Source organism: Thermococcus pacificus, from assembly GCF_002214485.1.
In the GTDB taxonomy this organism is placed as follows: Archaea; Methanobacteriota_B; Thermococci; order Thermococcales; family Thermococcaceae; genus Thermococcus; species Thermococcus pacificus.
Map to the genome: position 1 here is coordinate 830,610 of NZ_CP015102.1, position 17,099 is coordinate 847,708.

General features: G+C 48.8%; 15 protein-coding genes, 1 tRNA gene and 1 pseudogene. 10 read left to right on the forward strand and 7 right to left on the reverse strand.

Features of this window, described 5'->3' with window-relative positions:
* Window positions 1–53: 53 nt before the first annotated feature.
* From cas6 to A3L08_RS04705, 6 genes are read left to right on the forward strand one after another with little or no spacing between them, the layout of a single operon-like run.
* The gene (gene cas6, locus A3L08_RS04680; protein ID WP_088853922.1) at window positions 54–842 is read left to right on the forward strand and encodes a CRISPR-associated endoribonuclease Cas6; all 789 of its coding nucleotides are present in this window, start codon (window positions 54–56) and stop codon (window positions 840–842) included.
* Window positions 811–2,619, forward strand: coding sequence for a hypothetical protein (locus A3L08_RS04685; RefSeq protein ID WP_088853923.1), 1,809 nt, complete (start codon window positions 811–813; stop codon window positions 2,617–2,619). The genes cas6 and A3L08_RS04685 overlap by 32 nt, the downstream gene beginning before the upstream one ends.
* Window positions 2,597–2,989 (forward strand): hypothetical protein, encoded by a 393-nt coding sequence (locus A3L08_RS04690; RefSeq protein WP_157721585.1) that lies wholly within the window; start codon window positions 2,597–2,599, stop codon window positions 2,987–2,989. The genes A3L08_RS04685 and A3L08_RS04690 overlap by 23 nt, the downstream gene beginning before the upstream one ends.
* Window positions 2,958–3,947 (forward strand): RAMP superfamily CRISPR-associated protein, encoded by a 990-nt coding sequence (locus A3L08_RS04695; RefSeq protein WP_088853925.1) that lies wholly within the window; start codon window positions 2,958–2,960, stop codon window positions 3,945–3,947. The genes A3L08_RS04690 and A3L08_RS04695 overlap by 32 nt, the downstream gene beginning before the upstream one ends.
* A 33-nt stretch (window positions 3,948–3,980) precedes the next feature.
* Window positions 3,981–4,874, forward strand: coding sequence for a hypothetical protein (locus A3L08_RS04700; RefSeq protein WP_088853926.1), 894 nt, complete (start codon window positions 3,981–3,983; stop codon window positions 4,872–4,874).
* A gap of 49 nt (window positions 4,875–4,923) precedes the next feature.
* Window positions 4,924–5,598 carry a PD-(D/E)XK nuclease family protein gene (locus A3L08_RS04705; RefSeq protein ID WP_088853927.1) on the forward strand — a complete coding sequence of 225 codons (675 nt, stop codon included), beginning with the start codon at window positions 4,924–4,926 and terminating at the stop codon, window positions 5,596–5,598.
* Here the strand turns inward: A3L08_RS04705 and cas2 are convergent.
* From cas2 to pdo, 6 genes and pseudogenes are all read right to left on the reverse strand, one after another.
* Window positions 5,591–5,779 (reverse strand): annotated as a pseudogene (cas2, locus tag A3L08_RS04710) (CRISPR-associated endonuclease Cas2); the annotation flags it as partial. The gene A3L08_RS04705 and the pseudogene cas2 sit on opposite strands and share 8 nt — an antisense overlap.
* 433 nt (window positions 5,780–6,212) lie before the next feature.
* On the reverse strand, window positions 6,213–6,815 hold the full coding sequence (locus A3L08_RS04715) for a hypothetical protein (RefSeq protein ID WP_088853929.1): 603 nt from the start codon (window positions 6,813–6,815) through the stop codon (window positions 6,213–6,215).
* Window positions 6,812–7,720, reverse strand: coding sequence for a radical SAM/SPASM domain-containing protein (locus tag A3L08_RS04720; protein ID WP_198362139.1), 909 nt, complete (start codon window positions 7,718–7,720; stop codon window positions 6,812–6,814). The genes A3L08_RS04715 and A3L08_RS04720 overlap by 4 nt, the downstream gene beginning before the upstream one ends.
* Window positions 7,721–8,298: 578 nt before the next feature.
* Window positions 8,299–9,603 carry a dicarboxylate/amino acid:cation symporter gene (locus A3L08_RS04730; RefSeq protein ID WP_088853931.1) on the reverse strand — a complete coding sequence of 435 codons (1,305 nt, stop codon included), beginning with the start codon at window positions 9,601–9,603 and terminating at the stop codon, window positions 8,299–8,301.
* A 547-nt stretch (window positions 9,604–10,150) separates the two neighbouring features.
* A complete protein-coding gene (locus A3L08_RS04735) occupies window positions 10,151–11,074 on the reverse strand; it encodes a hypothetical protein (RefSeq protein ID WP_088853932.1) in 924 nt (307 codons plus the stop codon).
* A gap of 125 nt (window positions 11,075–11,199) precedes the next feature.
* Window positions 11,200–11,880, reverse strand: coding sequence for a protein disulfide oxidoreductase (gene pdo, locus A3L08_RS04740; protein WP_088853933.1), 681 nt, complete (start codon window positions 11,878–11,880; stop codon window positions 11,200–11,202).
* A 134-nt stretch (window positions 11,881–12,014) separates the two neighbouring features.
* On the opposite strand from pdo, the gene surR reads away from it, so the two are divergent.
* The 3 genes from surR to A3L08_RS04755 are packed head-to-tail and all read left to right on the forward strand — an operon-like array spanning window position 12,015 to window position 14,105.
* Window positions 12,015–12,731 (forward strand): sulfur metabolism transcriptional regulator SurR, encoded by a 717-nt coding sequence (gene surR, locus A3L08_RS04745; protein ID WP_088853934.1) that lies wholly within the window; start codon window positions 12,015–12,017, stop codon window positions 12,729–12,731.
* The gene (locus A3L08_RS04750) at window positions 12,715–12,918 is read left to right on the forward strand and encodes a DUF362 domain-containing protein (RefSeq protein ID WP_088853935.1); all 204 of its coding nucleotides are present in this window, start codon (window positions 12,715–12,717) and stop codon (window positions 12,916–12,918) included. The genes surR and A3L08_RS04750 overlap by 17 nt, the downstream gene beginning before the upstream one ends.
* Window positions 12,915–14,105, forward strand: coding sequence for a geranylgeranyl reductase family protein (locus A3L08_RS04755; RefSeq protein WP_198362140.1), 1,191 nt, complete (start codon window positions 12,915–12,917; stop codon window positions 14,103–14,105). Before A3L08_RS04750 ends, A3L08_RS04755 begins: the two co-directional genes overlap by 4 nt.
* On the opposite strand, the gene topA is transcribed toward A3L08_RS04755, so the two are convergent.
* Window positions 14,106–16,292 (reverse strand): DNA topoisomerase I, encoded by a 2,187-nt coding sequence (gene topA, locus A3L08_RS04760; RefSeq protein ID WP_088853936.1) that lies wholly within the window; start codon window positions 16,290–16,292, stop codon window positions 14,106–14,108. It lies immediately after the preceding gene.
* Between the two features lie 175 nt (window positions 16,293–16,467).
* On the opposite strand from topA, the gene A3L08_RS04765 reads away from it, so the two are divergent.
* Window positions 16,468–16,545, forward strand: a tRNA-Pro gene (locus A3L08_RS04765).
* Window positions 16,546–17,099: the final 554 nt, after the last annotated feature.

Consider the following 17,099-nt stretch of genomic DNA (forward strand, 5'->3'; position numbering starts at 1 on the left):
TTTTAAATCGTACTCGCTCCGGTTGTTTCAAGCCATACGCCGGAGGGGTTGGATTGAGGTTCCTAATAAGACTCCTGCCCGAGAATGAGCCCTTTAAAATCCCATTCAACCACCAGCACTACCTCCAGGGACTCATCTACCGCAGGATTCAGAGGCTCAACCCTGAGCTCAGCCTCTCCCTCCACAGACCCAAAGTTCCGAAGCTCTTCACATACTCGCTCTTTATGGCCGAGAAGAGGGAGCTTGCCGGGGACAGGAGTGGACTGCTTGGACACGGACACGGCTTCTTCTACTTCTCGACGGCGGTTCCGGAGATAGCGGAGGCCTTCATCGGGGGGCTCCTCGAAAACCCGGAAGTGGAACTCTGGGGAGAGCGCTTCACCGTCAGGGAAGTTAAGGCCCTCTACGAGCCGGAGAAGTTGAGCGGCCGGAAGTTCGTCACCCTCTCACCGGTGGCGGTAACGACAAGGAAGGTCCAGTTCGGAAGGCCGAAGAGCTACGACCTCTCCCCCGCGGAGCCGGAGTTCTACGAGCTGATAAGGGAGAACCTCAGGGAGAAGTACGTGCACCTCCACGGGGAGAGGCCGCCGGAGGAGTTCGAGATGAAGGTGCTGAGCGCAAAGCCCAAGCGCTTCGAGGTCAAGCCCGGCATCTTCCAGACGGCGTGGCACCTGGTCTTCCGCGCGAAGGGCGACGAAGGTCTGCTCAGAGCGGGTTACTTAGCCGGCTTCGGGGAGAAGAACTCGATAGGCTTTGGGATGGTGAAGGTTGATGGGAGGAAGCCGAAGGTGAAGAAGAAGTGGAGGGGAGGTGAAAGAAATCGGGAAAGTAAAGAGGCTTGATGAATTCCTGACAATAAAACGCAACTCTAGCAAATCAAAAGACAAGTCCGTCACGTCTTCCCGTACCCAACAGGCAGAAACGTTAAACCAAGAATCAAGTTTCGCTTTAATCAAGGGCACAATAGCTAGAACAGATCGGGTAAGTGGGTTGCCCCACTTAGACGAGTTAACTCACCACCTGATATCAGTTGCCACAGCATCTTTGAAGTTTAATTCACCAGAAACAACACTAGCGGCTTTAATTCATGACTATTATAAGCCGGTGTTTGACTTTAGAAAAGAAAATCGATGGAAGTGGTATCACTATATAACAAACCAGAAGACATACGTTCAACTGTTGTCTGAGTTTAAGGACTCGATTAATGTTTTTAACGTTGCTAGGATATCTCAATGGCACCATCCGAACTACAAAACGAGAGAGTGCAATGAAATATGTCAAATAGAAAATAGCAAGCTTATTTCTGCATTAGAAACTAGCCTACCCTTCGCTTTGCCACAGAGAGATGATTATGTGATTATCCAGCATTTACGAGTCCCTGGAAAGTATAGGGTGTTCCTACTAGCTTTGCTGAAAGAAATGCTTTCTAGGGAGTTAAGCAAAGAGTACGCGAAAAGATTTCAGAAGATACTGGGCGTTTCAAGAATTCGGTATGAGTATAGGCCTGTCCAAGGTCTTAGAAGAGTAGAAGATGTAGGGAAGCTAATACAGGAAAACGACTGGAAAATTGAAATTAAAGAAAACACGATGATCATACCCCTACCTTCTAGGTTCCATAAGGAAGTTTTCTACTTCGAATACTATGAGGGGTCAGAGATAGTGCTCGATGTAGACACAAAAGCAAGGATGATCCGGGGTGTCAAAGTGCCATTCGGAATGGCTTTGTCCACCATATATTTTGCTGGGGCCCAAGACGCTTATTTGGTCTATGTTGATGCCGGAAATGGTTTACTGCCCTTAGACGCTCTTCTTGGTGCGTTAATTGAAGACCTCAAGCGCTCTCTCTCAAAGAACAAACAGAAAACTGCATTTAATAGCATTGACATATCGAAAATTACAATGTCTCTAACTGGCGAATTTGAGAGCGACACCATGTGTGTTTTCTGTGGTGAACCTGGAGAATCTATTAGTGACAATGAAAAAGTAAAAAGCATTATGGCAAATAAGTTCACAGACACATGGCTTCTTTTAACGCACGGAGCGAGCGTATGTCCTGCATGTAAGCTTGGGTTTGAAATTGAGGAACTATTTAGAGCCCAAGGAATGAACAAGTACCTCGCTGAGGAAGCGATATTAGAAATGCGTCTCATCTCTACTGAGATCCCGATCTTCAGAAGTGAGAACTTCCTTCGGAGCATATCCTCAAAAATATGGCTTGAGTTACTGAGCGAAGTGTACTACTCTCTCCATAAATCCAAAGAGTTGCAAAAAATAACTAAGAAAAACGAATGGACAACAGCATTTTACTTAAATCCCAAAGTGGTCATTTATCCATACATCGCAGATATGACTCCCCAAGTTCTAAGCGTTGCCTTACGCTATTCAAAGAAGAAGTTTGTTCTTCAAAGCGGCATTCACTCCAGAGTTGTGTTCCCGGGGAATGAAAAAGATATGACCTCTGAAGAGTTTGCTATAGTACGGAAGTTTTACAGCTCTCATCCAAGTATAGGTCTAAATCTTGTTCATAGAATTAAGAGTGTTTATAATCCGATTTTTGGGGTTCCCAAAGTTGCTATACAAAGAGGAGGTGGCTCCCGTGCAAGAAAAAGAAAAAGTTGAGGATTTAATTGTTTCCTTGTTAGGGGCTATAGACGGTCTTATAGACTGGGGATCTATGGGAGACAAAGTTCGCAGAAAAAAGTATTCGATCCTTGCGAAGAGGATAGCAGTAGTCGCCAAGAGCTCCAATGGCCTCAATGAGTTTGTTGAGAAGCTACTCAGCCAGATGGCTGGTGATTCCCTCTTTGTTTCACGAGAAAAAGGAGAGAACTTCAGGAACGTATACAAGAGAGCAAAAGAGCATGAAGAGGAAGTTCTCAGGTTCCTGAAGGACTATCCCTACCTGAGCACGGTTCTATATGCAGCGTATGTTGAGAGCATATCTGGGGGTGGCAAAAATGAGGGTAATATTGAAGATGAAGGCTCTTGAGCCTATAAGCGTAGGGTATGAGTCCATAGGGATAGAAACCCTACTCTATTCCCTGCCTATAGTTAAGGAAGATGGCACTGCACTCGAGGTTCCAGTGATTCCGGGCAATAGCCTTAGAGGGGTTTTGAGAGATCAGATGGCGCTCCAGTTCCTGGAGGATGTAAAAAGTGCCATACTGGAATCGAAGAATGAAACTGAAGCTCCAGAAAAACAGGAGTCTTTAAATGCACACATCGGAACGCTCCTGTCTCTCTTTAGTGGAGGAATACTAAGCGGTGAAGAGAAAGCCCAGGGCATGCCCAACATCAAAGAGATAATGGAGAAGTACGTCTATCCTCTCCTGCCACTCTCTATAATGGGCGTTGCCCTAAAGAAAATAATCATCCCAGGAAAGATTAAGGTGGGCATTGGATATCCAGTTACTGAAGAAACAAAGCCCTTGCTGACTGATCTCGGGGTTTCTCCCAACGATAGTGCACCTGCTCTTTCAGAGATTACCGCTTCGGTTTTAATAACCCGCAAGGACGACACGAACAAAGTAATGCAACTAAAGGACCTGCTAAACGTTGAGGGTGAGGTTGAAGAGGCTAAAGCTGGAGACAGCGCAGTACAACAGAGGCTATACAGGCAGGTGGTTGTTCCAGGAACAGTATTCTACAGCTATGTCGAAGATGTAATCCCGATGACAGACGCAGAATGGGGCCTAGTTCTAAAGACCTTGGAACGCTTAGATAAGATCGGTGGCCGTGTTGCAGGAGGCCTTGGGAAAGTAAAAATCGAGCTCTCTGGTATTGACAACGAAAAAAGGGAAGCGTTTATTGAAGCTTATACTAACTACATCGGGGACAACTTAAACACCATATTAAAAGCACTGAAAACAAACCCCAACGACTTTTTCAAAAGCTCCCCGAATTCTAGCGAGAGTGTAAAAACCAATGAGAAAAGCCCAGAGACATGATGAACTTAAAATTGGCTTGCCGGAGGTGCAGTAATGTACTTGGTAACCCTAAGGTTCAGAGCTTATCCCCTATCCTTCTCTCTTTCTAGCCCAAATGAGCTTTCTCAGGAATTGATGCCATTAGACGGCCCCTTAGCATTTGCGGAGTACTACAGAACAAAGCTCTCACATGATCCAGATTGGAGGATTAAATACCTAGAAGACGTCTTAACTGCAAGAGAACTGGAATGGGTATCCAATATCAGAAGTTCGTATTTGTTACCTTGCACTGTAAATGAAGAACGTCTTACAATAACAACACCTATGGGGTTCAAGGTGGTATTTAATGTTAATGGCGAAGCTCGTTATGAGTTCTCAGAGAGACAACATCCTAAAAAGTGGGAGTCATCCCAAATATTCTTACGGCTTGGACGGAGAGATGACATAATCAAGGTCGAAATTTTGCGTAATTCTCTGGGAGTTAGCTTAACAAAGAGAACCAAAGGACTGCCAAGTTCCCAGAGTGGTCCCTATAAGGCCGTGGATTATTCACTAAGGTTATACACTCCAAACCTGATGTGGGCCTCAATTGTGGATGGTATCTCTCAAAGAAAGCTTAGGGAGCTCCTATACATCTTGAGGAAATTTGGAGTAGGCAAGAAACGCAATATGGGGTGGGGAGACCTTCTGGAGTACCATATCTATGAGCTAAAGAGCAGGAATATAACATCTAGTTATATCCTTCATGCACAAGGAGAGTCAAGATTCTTAGAAACATGGAGACCAATCTCACCAGAAAAAATTGCAGGTATGATAACAAAACCACCGAAAGGCGTGGAGTATAATAGGCTCTCTCTTTTAGACTCCAAAATTGGATACGGTGCAGAGAGGCCACCGTACTGGAGAAGGAACTTGGTAGTCAAGTCAGCATTATTCCTTGCAGAATAACAAATGGCTGCATAAAAACTACTGGTGGCGTGGTTCTGAGGTGATATAAATGGAAAACCCTGACAGGCTCGAAACGTTCAACCGGGAGATTAGGAACAGGATAGCAGGAAGGAGGTCGCCGAGGAAGATATGGGTGACCTCCCTGAGCTTCTGCCTCAGGAAGGCGGCGCTCTCGACGTATCTTGAGACCTTCAAGTACGAGCGCACCGGGGAGATGCTCCTCGGGACGCTGCTCCACAGGTGGGTTCAGGAGAACGTTGACCTGGAGGAGATAGAGTTCGAGGTGCCGTTGGAGTACGAGATCACGGACGGCTGGGTTCTTGTCGGAAGGGCGGACGCGATACTTGGGGACAAAGTTTTAGAGTTCAAGCTCAAGGGCTTCAACCCGGAGAACGGGCCCGGAAGCCTCGACGAGATGGAGGAGCCCTCGAAGATATGGAAGGAGCAGCTCAACGCCTACCTCAACATGGCCGGCCTGGAGGAGGGTTACATCTATGTCTTCGACAGGGACGGCCTCGACTTCAGGCACTTCAAAGTGGAGAGGGAGGGGGAGGCGTTCAGTAAGATGCTTGGACGCGCAAGGGTTGTGATAAACGGCGTGGAGGCCCTTGAGCAGGGGAAGTTCCCGGCATGGATAAGGCCGCGCTACTCCAGGGAATGCGAGTCGTGCATCTTCAGGCCGATATGCGGCGCTATAGACAAACCGTGGGAGAAGTCTAGATGATGTCCTCCAGCGGGTTCTTTTCCACCCCCATTACCTCCCTCTGCGGCATCGAGCGGAGTTTGTAGATGACAATGGAGTCCTCTTCCTCGTTTATAAGCTCCCGGAGGCCGGCCTTTATTCGTTCGAACTCTGCCCGGGTCACTTCCCCCTCGAAGACGCTGTTCTGGACCCAGTGAATATGTTACGTGATTTGGCACAAATTGTAACGAAATTTTTTCGGAGTTCTGAACGGGGGGTGATGAGAAGTTAAAACACCACCAACCCTACGGAAATTGGGACATTTTTGAATTAAGGAATTTAACCCCTGTTTTAACTGGTTTATGCTTCTCTCCTCCCTCTGGAAGTCTCGTGCACATAAAAATACCTCCTGGAAAGTGCCTTACGGGCCAGCGCTGCCTGCTGAATCCTGCCTTTTAGGGGGAGAAAATCCAGCTGTTTCTGAGTTTTTCTGAGACCCTTTGGTGTTGTTTGGTTAATACTGGGGAGCTCTTTTTTGTACATGGGAATGAGACATAAGTTGGTTATAATCTAAATTTGTCCAAACAAACTATATCCAAAATTAACGTCCAACATTGTGTATTAATTGAATTGCACGTGATACAATCCAGCAGGTCTCATCTTGATAACTTGAAGGGGAATTCCCCTGCTTTTACCATGTAAACGCCCAGTAATGCTCCAAGCGTGTCCATGAGTAAATCCCTAGCCTTGTTACCCAAGCTTTCTCGTATGTATGATATCTTACTCTCGCTTAGCCTTTCAGTAATCTCCCACCCCACGCCTAATACAAGCATAATAACAAAGGAATAAAAGATAATTTGCCTTTCAGAAAAACCACAAGTTTTTGAAATCTCATTCAACACTTCAGCCACAATAACCCAAACCGTCAGCCCACCCAAAAAGTGGCTTATAATGTCTGCATTGGTCCACTCCTTGTGAAAGAGATCAATGGTAGTGAAGGGCACATTCACGAGTGAAACATGAACGGCAATGAAAATTCCCAGGATTGCCATGGTTTTATCATTGTAGAGCGGCTTTAAGAACGGCTGAAGCCTCTTAGGCGGAGCAACTTTCCTTTGGAAGAACTCTAGAATTAAAAGGCCAACGAGTGCCACAGCACTCCTGTAAATATGGTCAACCCTCATGTACATTAACCCGCTTATTAGCCCGAGAAAAACAACAAAACGACACACATTCAAAACAAACCTCCACCTGCTCATACCCTCACCCACTGATTCTCCTGGCGGCATCTTGTCATTGGAAACTTCCAATATTCCCAAGTTCCTCTTTCTTTTTCTTGAACATAGAGTAGGCAATTATGCATCCGGGATCTGGGGCCAAGTAATCTCTGAAGTAAGCGTAAGCCCTTTGCCCTGCAACCCCCGCAAACATACTTATAATTGCAGTTTCCACAAATCTCAAGTTTATCTTTATCCCTAAGCCTTTCTAAAACTTCGTTAGTCCTCCAAAACTCTAAGAATTCATCGCCATTCTTGAATTCTTTTATGTTCCCAAGCTTAAGTGGGAAGAAAACACACGGCTGCATGTCACCATTGGGCTTTAGGCTCATGTAAAACCTTCCCGCACCACAACCCCCTACAAAGTCTGCCAAAGCCGTTAAGCGACCTTCAAGCCTAGCATTATAAAAGTGTGTTGCCAAGTAATACTTCTCGTGCTGTAGGGCAATTCTCGCATAGTACGGGGCTGTAGAAAGGAAGCTTACCTTTGTGCTCTCGTCGTTAAGCTTTTTCCAAAGCATTTCCAAAAGTTCTTCCCTCTCTTCTGCAGTTAGATCAATATCAAAAGTTCCCCTTCCTGTTGGAATAAAATTGTATAACATGAAATAGTTAACGCCAAGCTCTTCCGCCAAATCCATGACCTTTGGGACGTCCTTATAGTTAAGCTTTGTAGCGGTCATTGATATGCAAGTTGTTATTCCACTTTCAACGGCGTTTTTTATGCCTTCCACAGTTCTTTCATAAATTCCGGGAATTCCCCTAAAGGCTTCGTGGGTGTCTTTGGTTCCATCTAAACTTATCTGAATGAAGTCTAAGCCGTGTTCTTCAAGCTTTTTAACGTTCTCCTTTGTCAGAAGAGTTCCATTTGTTGCGATTGAAACGTGCATTTCATATCTTTAGCCCTGTCAATTAGCTTGAAAAGGTCTTTTCTAACCAAAGGTTCTCCCCCAGAAAAGGCTAAAGCGGCAACTCCCGCCTCTCCAAGAGTGTCAATGACTGTTAATGCATCTTCCGTTGTGAGTTCATCTCTTAATAGCTTTCCAGCATTGGCATAGGTATATACCTGCTCTTCGTAGGTGATTGGTGGAAATATCGGGGAAAATAGATGTAATCAAATTCATATAGCTGGGCTTTTACATTTTTCTTTTGAAAGCCTTGTCCTTCACGGCAAGGAGGATGTCATATATAACCCAATCCGCTGTTTCGAGGTGCCTAAGGATGAACCGATGCGCTCTCATAGAGGTGGAAAAACTCTTGGACATTGACGAGAAGCTGAGAAAACCTGCAGAAACTATAATGAAGAAGAATTCCAACGAGTATTATATCCATGGTGCGCTAGTCAAAATATCTATTCTAAGATGCTTGGAAAAGGTTGTATGCTCCTTCCACTCAAAGAGTTATCTAAAGTTGATCCAAAGCTCTGCAGAGTCTGCTGATTCATAAAATAGAGAGAAAAGATTCACAGTTACTCGTCGATCATGCCCTCTTTCTTGGCGACAATATACGTACAACATAGGTCTCCAGTGACATTGTTCATGGTCTCAAACATGTCTATGAGGGGATTGACTCCCAGAGCAAGGGCAACTATTGTTGCTATCTGGTTGGGCTCAAGACCGAGTGTCCCAAGTACTATGAAGAGAAGCATTAAACTTCCTCCGGGGACTCCTCCTGTACCTATTGCCGATAAAACGGTGGTTATTATGATTATTACTAAGGAGCTAACTGTGAGGTCAATGTTAAAAACATCCGTTGCGAAGACAGCCCACATCGGAAGGTGTATACACACTCCATTCATGTTTATTGTTGCACCAACGGGAAGAGAAAATTCTGCAAGCTCTTTCTTTATCTTAAATGACTCTATCGCAGTTTTAATGGTAACCGGAAGTGTAGCGGCACTGCTTCTGGTGAAGAACGAGGTTATCATGACCTCTTTAGCCCTCTTGAAGAAGTCAATTGGGTTCTCTTTGAGGATAAGTGAAAGCAAGATGGGGTAAATGATGAATACCATTATGGCAATCCCTGAGATAACTCCCAAAACTGCCTTTAGGTAGGGTCCAATTATTGAGGGTCCATAAAGTCCAAAATTGACAACTGCCAGTGAGAACACACCTATTGGGAAGTACTCCAAAATCCAAGAAACTATTTTGAACATTACTGAGTTCGCACCTGAGGCAAAATCAAGTATTGACTGGATCTGTTTTCTCTCGGTTTCGTTTTGGGTATGGTCAAGCAGAACCCTGGCCGCAAGACCAAACAGGAGTGCAAAGACTATTATTGGGAGGAATTCGCCATTTGCCAGTGCCTCAAAGGGGTTTGTGAACATTTTAAGAATTAAGTCTGTTAACCCCGATGGTGGAGTTATCGAGGGGCCTCCTTCCTCCATGGAACTCCCCAGCTTCTCTACATCAACTGCAACGCCTTGCCCCGGGTGTACAAACATTGCAATACCTACCCCAATAACAGCCGCAAGAAATGAGGTGAGCATGTACCACAAAATTACCTTTCCACCGACTCTTCCTAGCTTCTTTGGTGAAAGTCCCGAAGATCCCACTATAAGAGAGAAGAACACTATAGGGATAACGACCATTTTGAGCATCCTTACCAGCACTGCACCAAATGGGGAGACATAAGTTGCTACCCCTTGACCGAGATTGCTTCCATTAGCCATGTCATAATACCACAGAACCAGTCCAAATGTGACACCCAACAAAAATGCAACGCCAACCCTATATGGCAGAGGTATACTGATATACCTTTTTAGTATACTCACCAGGCCCACCTCCAAATGGGGTCCATGAACTTTTTTACACCTAATTGTCATGGAGATATGGTATATAACCTTTTGTGTCTATTAAATCTCATTAATACATCAATGTGTTTTATTAAACAGGAAAGTATTTCCGATGGGCAACATATTCCATAAGATATCTAAAATGTCCCTTAGCCACGCTGATTGTCCAAATTTGTTCAATTCGATTTCTTCATTAACCTGATATGGCTTTCGTAGAGATAACAAATGATTGTTGAAAGATCATTCATAAATTTATTTTTAAATTTATTTAAACTTTTCTTGAGGTGAGAAGCATGGATGAACCTGAAGTGAAAGGAGAAAAAAGATGCTTGAGCTCATGAAAAAGCAGACATAATCAAGGTCAAGCCTAAAAAGCCAAGAGTTGTCATCGAGTTATAAAGGAAAAAGCCGCCCTGTTGCAATAAGACTCCAACTTGGGAGAATTGAAAGGAGGGCGGTAAATATTATCTTGGGGAGGTAATGGGGCGTTGCAATAAGACTCTAGGAGAACTGAAATAAACTCTCATCATCCCTTCAGAGAGGACATTTCGAGAACCCTCTCGAACACCGCCCTGTGGTTGCCGAAGGCCTCGAACATCCTGTCCGAGTAGCCGCTGGACGCGGTTTCGAGGAACTCCCTCAGGTGCCTGCTTATCTCGTCGTTCATGGGGACGTGGAGCGGTGCGGGCTCGTAGTAGTCGAGGCCCTTCATGAGAGCCGTTGAGAAGTACCAGAGCGTCTTCCGGACTTTTCTGCCCTTTATCCGCGAGAAGCTGGCCTCCATGCAGTTGAAGGCCGCATGGAGGAGGACTATCATGTCGATCTCAACGCCGTCCCTGAGCAGCTTTTTCCTCTCGTCGTCCATCCCCATGTCCTTGATCCTGTATCCACTCCTCGTCTGCTCGTCGTATGGAACCTCGACGTCGTAGATGCCCTCGACCCGCGGGTCGTAGACGAGGACCTCAGTCCCGCCGACTATGTAGAGCCTGCCGTCCCTGACCTCGACGACCGTGTTCTCGGTGCTCAGAACGGGAAGCCCGTGGCCCAGTGCAAGGACGGACATTGTGCTCTTGCCCGTGTGAGGGTAGCCCACGAACAGAACCGCCTTCCCATTGGGGGTGACGACGCCAACGGAGTCGGTGATGAACATCCTGCCGGATTTGGCCCCGGCCCTCGCGGCCGCCTGGAGAATAAAGAAGATCGGCGCCTCGTTGCCGTAGGCAGACGGGACGCCCGATTCTATCTTGTAAGAATCGACGCCCATGTGGTCATAGCTGGCGCTGAATACCCTGAACTCATCCCCTTTGAAGCGCTCAACGATCACCTGCGGGTCGCCGGAGCGAACTCCAACATCGGGAAGGTAGCGCCTCGCAAAAAGCCCGAAAAAAGCATCCCTGAAACCATCATCAAGCTCTCCCGTGAATCGAATGTTAACTCCGCCCGTTCTCATATCCTCTGACCCTCCCTGTATGGAAGCCCGCGAGGGTGTTTATAACGTTTCCGCAAAAAGGTCATTTCCAAAAGGGGGGGAATTGACAGAAACTTGAAAATCCAGAAAAGCAGAGGAGAAGGCCCTCACTCGAGGGCGGCGAGGAGCTTCTCAAGGAACATCTTCTCCGGGTAGGCACCCTCGAACTGGACCTTGTCCTCGCCGTCGACCTGTATGACGATCTTCGGGACGGCCATGACGCTGTACTGGTCGGCCCACTCAGGATACTCGATGGCCTCGACCATGTCGCCGAGTATCTTGCCCTTGCCGGCGTTGGTGTTCTCGATGGCGAACTTGTGGGCCATCCTGACTGCGAGCGGGCAGTACGGGCAGGTCGGAGTGACGAAGACGAGTATCCTGACGTCCCTGTCGATCTTGGCGAGCTCCTCCTTGCTCTCGGGCATGAGGTCGGTGGTCGCGTTGCTGACGTCTACTATGTCCTCAAGGAAGGAACCGAACTCGTGGCCAGCTGGAAGGCCAAAGTAGCGGACGCCCATGTCCTTGCCGTCCTGGGTTATGGTGACGGCCGGGGCGCGGTCTATCCTGTACTTCTCGGCGACCTCCTTGCCCTCCGGCGTGTCGAAGTCGTGGAACTCATAGGTGAGCTTGTCGGTGAGCTCGCTGAGCTCCTGGACGAGCTGCTTGAGCTGGTCGCAGTACTGGCAGTGCTCCCTGCCCGTGAATCCGATGATCTTGACCGGGTTGGTCAGCTTGGAGAAGAACTCCTCCTTTATTACCTTCTTGTCGGCATCGCTAATCAGTCCCATTCTCAACACCTCCATATCTAAAGGTTTATAACGCTTTGAACGCAATCTACCCAGGAGTTAAATCTCCGGTTTGCAACCTAAGGTTGAATGTTCACTATATAAGCTTTGCGTCACAGATTTGGGTGGTGTGGGTCATGCCTGAAACCGAACCGGATGTGTTTTATATCCTGGGAAACAAGGTCCGCAGGGACCTCCTGAGCCATTTAACCTGTACAGAGTGCTACTTCAGCTTTCTAAGCAGTAAAGTCAGCGTTTCTTCAACCGCTGTTGCCAAGCACCTCAAGATAATGGAACGCGAGGGCATTCTGAAGTCATACGAGAGAGAGGGCCCCTTCCTCGGGCCCGCGAGGAAGTACTACGAGATCAACATCTCAAAGACCTTCGTGACCACGATAACTCCCCACATATTCTGGTACAGGGGTCTCGACCTCAATGAGGCCTCCACGGAAAAGGCCACCATCGACATATCGACAGTGGATACTGAGAGCGGCGACCTCTACACCCAGATAGAGAGCTTCCTCCAGCTGACCAGGGAGCTCGATAAAATCCTGTCTCTTCTCCAGGCCGTGGAACACAAGAGGGACAAGCTCATGGCCCGGATCAAGGAGACCTACCTCAATGAGATAGGCGACATGACCCAGCTTGCTATACTCCACTACGTCCTTCTCAACGGAGAAGCCACAATAGACGAGCTCAGCGACAGGCTCAACCTCAAGGAGAGGGAAGTCCTCGTAAAGGCACAGGAACTGGAGAGATTCGTTCCGTTAAAAATAAAAGACAATACCATCAAGATTGACGAAGAAAGGTTAAAACAAAGAATTGGCGGTGAAAACGATGCCGGAGAAGATTAGAGTCGTTGTAAACGAAGACCGCTGCTACCTCTGCGGCGGTTGCGCCGGTGTCTGTCCGGCCCTGGCAATAGAGGTCCACTCAAGCGGCTGGGAGTTTCTGCAGGACAAGTGCATAAGCTGCAGGATATGTATCAACGCCTGTCCGGTAGGAGCGCTCAGCGCTGAGCCGCTGGAGGTGAAAGAATGAGCGAGATGAAATACGACGTTGTCGTCGTAGGTGCCGGAATCGCCGGCCCGATTGTCGCTAGAAACGTTGCCAAAGCAGGTTACTCGGTTCTGCTCATCGATAAGAAGCCCGCCATCGGCACTCCAAAGCAGTGCGCCGAGGGCATAAGCATAAAGGTCTTCGACAAGTACGACATCCCCTACGACAAGCGCTACATCAACCGCGAAATCTACGGTGCCAGGCTCTACTCCCCGAGTGGCTACGAGCTTGAACTCCGCTATAATGAAGTGAGCGGTGTAATCCTTGAGAGGAAGGTCTTCGACAAGATGCTGGCCTACTATGCCGCCAAAGCAGGTGCAGATGTTCTCGCCAGGACTGAGGCCAGGGACGTCATAAGGAAGGACGGCAAGGTCGCAGGAATCAAGGCAAAGCACGAAGACGAGCCGGTCGAGATTTACGCGGACATTATCGTCGCGGCAGATGGCGTTGAGAGCATGATAGCGAGGAAGGCGGGAATAAACACCTACGCTCCCCCTCACGAGTTCGACTCAAGCTACGAATACGAGATGCTCATCGAGGGCTACGACCCCGACCTCATACACCTCTGGTTCGGCAACGAGGTTGCCCCAAGGGGCTACGTCTGGGTCTTCCCGAAGGACGAAGACAGGGCCAACGTTGGAATCGGCATCAACTCCGACAATCCAAACACCGCTAAATACTACCTCGACAAGTGGCTGAAGGAGAACAACATCCCAATGAGCAGAATACTCGAGGTCAATGTCGGCATTGTCCCCGTCGGCGGCTTCGTGAAGGAGCTTGCCAAGGACAACGTGGTCGTCGTTGGCGACGCGGCAAGGCAGGTCAACCCGATGCACGGTGGTGGAATGGCCGAGGCGATGGAGGCTGGAACCATAGCGAGCAAGTGGATAGTCAAGGCCCTCGAGGAGGAGAATCTCTCACTGCTCCAGAACTACACGAAGGAGTGGTGGGAAACCGACGGAAAGAGGCTTGAGAGAGTTCTCAAGGTCAGAAAGGTCACGGAGAAGCTGACGGATGAGGATCTCGACCTGTTCATCCAGCTCCTCAGCGGTGCTGACGCGGAGAAGATAGCCGGCGGCGACTACGTCGAGGTCATCAAAGCACTCCTCAAACACCCGAAGGTCCTCATGAGCAAGCGCAGGCTCTCCCTGCTCAAACAGCTCCTCTGATCATTTCTTTCCCTTCTTCCAGTCCCTGCAGTTCATGTCGATGCATATCTCGTACTCCTTCTTTCCCTCGCGGATTTTGACGACGGGGGCACCGTTGCAGCAGGTCTTATCGGTAGGGATTATTTCGCCGCGCTGGAGGAGGGGATAAGTTACGTCGCACTTGGGCCAGTTCGAGCAGCCGACGAAGCGCTTCCCCGTTTTCCGGTTGTAGCGAACTACCAGGTCGCCGCCGCACTTGGGACACTTGCCGATGACGAGCGCCTTTTTCGCGGGCTTTTTGCTCTCCGCGTTCTCAGAACTGGCTTTCCCATCAACGGCCCTCTGAACCTCGCGCTCTTCTTCCTCACTCAGCTCTTTAACCGCGCCCCCCTTCCTCGCCGAAGATTTGGACGGAGTAACACCAGTTCCGGTGCTCTCAAGGAGCATCTTCCCGATGTCCATCTCCTTCTCCTTGAAGACCTTAAGGATTTTAACCAGCTGGTTCTTGCTCTCCTCAATGACCTGCTCTTTTTCAGCTTTTCCGGCCATTATATCCTCCATCTTCTCCTCGAAGGCCCTGGTTAGCTCGACGCTGACTATATCTGGAACATTCTTCTCAAGGGCCTCAACGACGCGCATTCCGAGCGGGGTCACCTTTATCTTCCTCTTGCCCTCGATGTAGCCCCTGCTGTAGAGCGTCTCGAGTATCTGGGCACGCGTGGCCTTGGTTCCGATACCCAAATCCTCCATCTTCTTTATCACTGCCGCCGGAGAGTAGCGGGCTGGAGGCTTCGTCTTCTTCTTTTCGCGCTTTATCTGGAGAACCTTTACGGGTTCACCCTCCTTGAAGGCCGGGAGGATAACCTCGTCGAACTTGACGTATTTGCCGTAGACCTTCAGCCAGCCCTCTTTGACCGTTCTCGCGCCGCTCAGGATGAAGCGGTGGTTGTTGGAGTTTATGATGACTTTCATCGTCTCTCTGACAGCTGGCTCCATGAAGAGGGCCAAAAAGCGCCTGACAACGAGGTCATAGATGTTCTGCTCATCCTTGGTGAGGTCGCCGGGCTTGGGAAGTTCGCCTGTGGGGTAGATGGCCGGATGAGCAGGGTCGTCCTTCTTGCCCTCAACGGGCTTGAGATTCTCCTTTCCAAGGAGGGCGTGGGCGAAGGGCTTGTACTCGGGAAGCTTTGCCAGGTTCTGAAGTATGGCGCGGAAGTTGAGGTTCTTGGGGAGCTTCTGTGAGCTGGTGCGCGGATAGCTCGTGAGAGATTTTTCATACAGCTTCTGTGCAATCTCTAAAGTCTTCTTCGGGCTGTATCCGAACGCTGAGTATGCCTCCCTCTGGAGGGTTCCGAGGTCGAATGGAGCCGGTGGGTTCCTGTTCTGCTGCTTTACCTCGACCTTTTCAACGAATGCAGGCCCTTTCTTCGCCTCCTCGACGATGCGCTTCGCCTCCTCCTCGTCAAGGATGCGCTCCTTCTCGTAGGTTGCGGTGTACTGCTCGCCGTTCTTCTCGAGGAGCATCTTGATGACCCAGTAAGGGGTCGGCTTGAAGTTCTGAATCTCCTTCTCTCTGTCCACGAGGAACTTGAGGGTGGGGCCCTGAACCCTTCCAGTTGAGAGAACCATCCACTTGCCGCTCGCGCGCTTTATGGCCGAGGTGAGAGCACGAGAAAGGTTGACGCCCCAGTACCAGTCGAGGACGTGCCTCGCAACGCCGGCGTCGGCCATCCCAAAGTTTATCGTCGGTTCGAGGTTGTACCATGCTTTGAGGAGGTCTTTCTTCGTCAAAGCGGAGAACTTCATGCGCTTTGCCTTCGAGGGGTCAACGCCGCAGGCGTATTTGAGGGCTGTGTAGCCTATGACCTCTCCCTCGGTATCATAGTCACAGGCAACGACGAATTCATCAGCCTGCTTCGCAAGTGTCGCAAGGGCCTTGATGTAGTCCTTGGCATAGCTCTTCCCCTTCTCGGCGACGTAAACGGGCACCCATTCGATGTCGAAGATTGGGTAGCCGTAGGTCTTAACTTTGGGGGCAAGGGAGAAGAGATGACCAACCGCAGGGGCGACGATGACCCGCTTCCCATCGCGGGTGAACTCGTAGTAGGAGACCTTTCCTATCGTTTTCCTCACGGGTTTTCCTTCTGCTAGGGCGTAGGCGATCTTTCTGGCAACGTTGGGCTTCTCCGCGATGATGAGTGTGACCATGGTGACACCTTGAGAATGTAGCTCAGGGGTTATAAAAATCCTGCGGAGGGGGAGTTGCCCAGACGGTTAAGCAGGAATTCCATCCATACCTTAGGAGCTTAAGCACAACCCTCACTGTGTACCTCCACCAGCGAAAAGCTTAATAAGGAACCCGCTATTTCACTACCGCTGGCATGGGGCCGTGGGGTAGCTTGGCCTATCCTGCGGGCTTTGGGAGCCCGTGACCCGGGTTCGAATCCCGGCGGCCCCACCACAACAGCCCTTGCAAAGCAAGCGCTGGCGGAAGAGGCGCGTGCTGTTTTAAAAATGCTAATTTTTAGAGAGGGTTACTCATTAATCACATCTCTCAAGTGTTTGCCATCCTCAAGGCGCCCTTCGGGCGTTATACTCGCAGTGAAACACTGCAAAACCTGTTAGTGAAAGAGCAAACCCCTCTCAAAACTGGAATTGTAGAAGTGACATGCAAGCCTTGATCAAACTTCATGAACAAGCTTTTTAGAAAAGCTTGACCAAAGAAACTTTGCCTTTGCAAAGTTTCATCAAAGTTCGTGATTCTCCACCGATACTCCCCATCTGAGGGATTTCAAGCCGAGATTATAGCATTAACGACTGGATTTGAGGAAGGATCTCTTCATGAGGGGTTTACTCTCATCGCGCTCCGTTGGAGCGCTAAAAACCTTAACCCACTTGGAAAACGCTCCTGATAAAGAATCCCCTCTTAAACGGCACTTTAAAGAGAAATCCCGCCAAAATTGCTGTTTTAAAGGAGAATCACGAACCTTGATCAAACTTCACGAAGGCAAAGTT

Bases quoted from the DNA above. Each gene is read 5' to 3' on its own strand.
- A3L08_RS04695 (WP_088853925.1), top strand. From the start codon at position 2,958: ATGAGGGTAATATTGAAGATGAAGGCTCTTGAGCCTATAAGCGTAGGG.
- A3L08_RS04700 (WP_088853926.1), top strand. From the start codon at position 3,981: ATGTACTTGGTAACCCTAAGGTTCAGAGCTTATCCCCTATCCTTCTCT.
- A3L08_RS04705 (WP_088853927.1), top strand. From the start codon at position 4,924: ATGGAAAACCCTGACAGGCTCGAAACGTTCAACCGGGAGATTAGGAAC.
- A3L08_RS04715 (WP_088853929.1), bottom strand. From the start codon at position 6,815: ATGAGCAGGTGGAGGTTTGTTTTGAATGTGTGTCGTTTTGTTGTTTTT.
- A3L08_RS04720 (WP_198362139.1), bottom strand. From the start codon at position 7,720: ATGCACGTTTCAATCGCAACAAATGGAACTCTTCTGACAAAGGAGAAC.
- A3L08_RS04735 (WP_088853932.1), bottom strand. From the start codon at position 11,074: ATGAGAACGGGCGGAGTTAACATTCGATTCACGGGAGAGCTTGATGAT.
- pdo (WP_088853933.1), bottom strand. From the start codon at position 11,880: ATGGGACTGATTAGCGATGCCGACAAGAAGGTAATAAAGGAGGAGTTC.
- surR (WP_088853934.1), top strand. From the start codon at position 12,015: ATGCCTGAAACCGAACCGGATGTGTTTTATATCCTGGGAAACAAGGTC.
- A3L08_RS04750 (WP_088853935.1), top strand. From the start codon at position 12,715: ATGCCGGAGAAGATTAGAGTCGTTGTAAACGAAGACCGCTGCTACCTC.
- A3L08_RS04755 (WP_198362140.1), top strand. From the start codon at position 12,915: ATGAGCGAGATGAAATACGACGTTGTCGTCGTAGGTGCCGGAATCGCC.
- topA (WP_088853936.1), bottom strand. From the start codon at position 16,292: ATGGTCACACTCATCATCGCGGAGAAGCCCAACGTTGCCAGAAAGATC.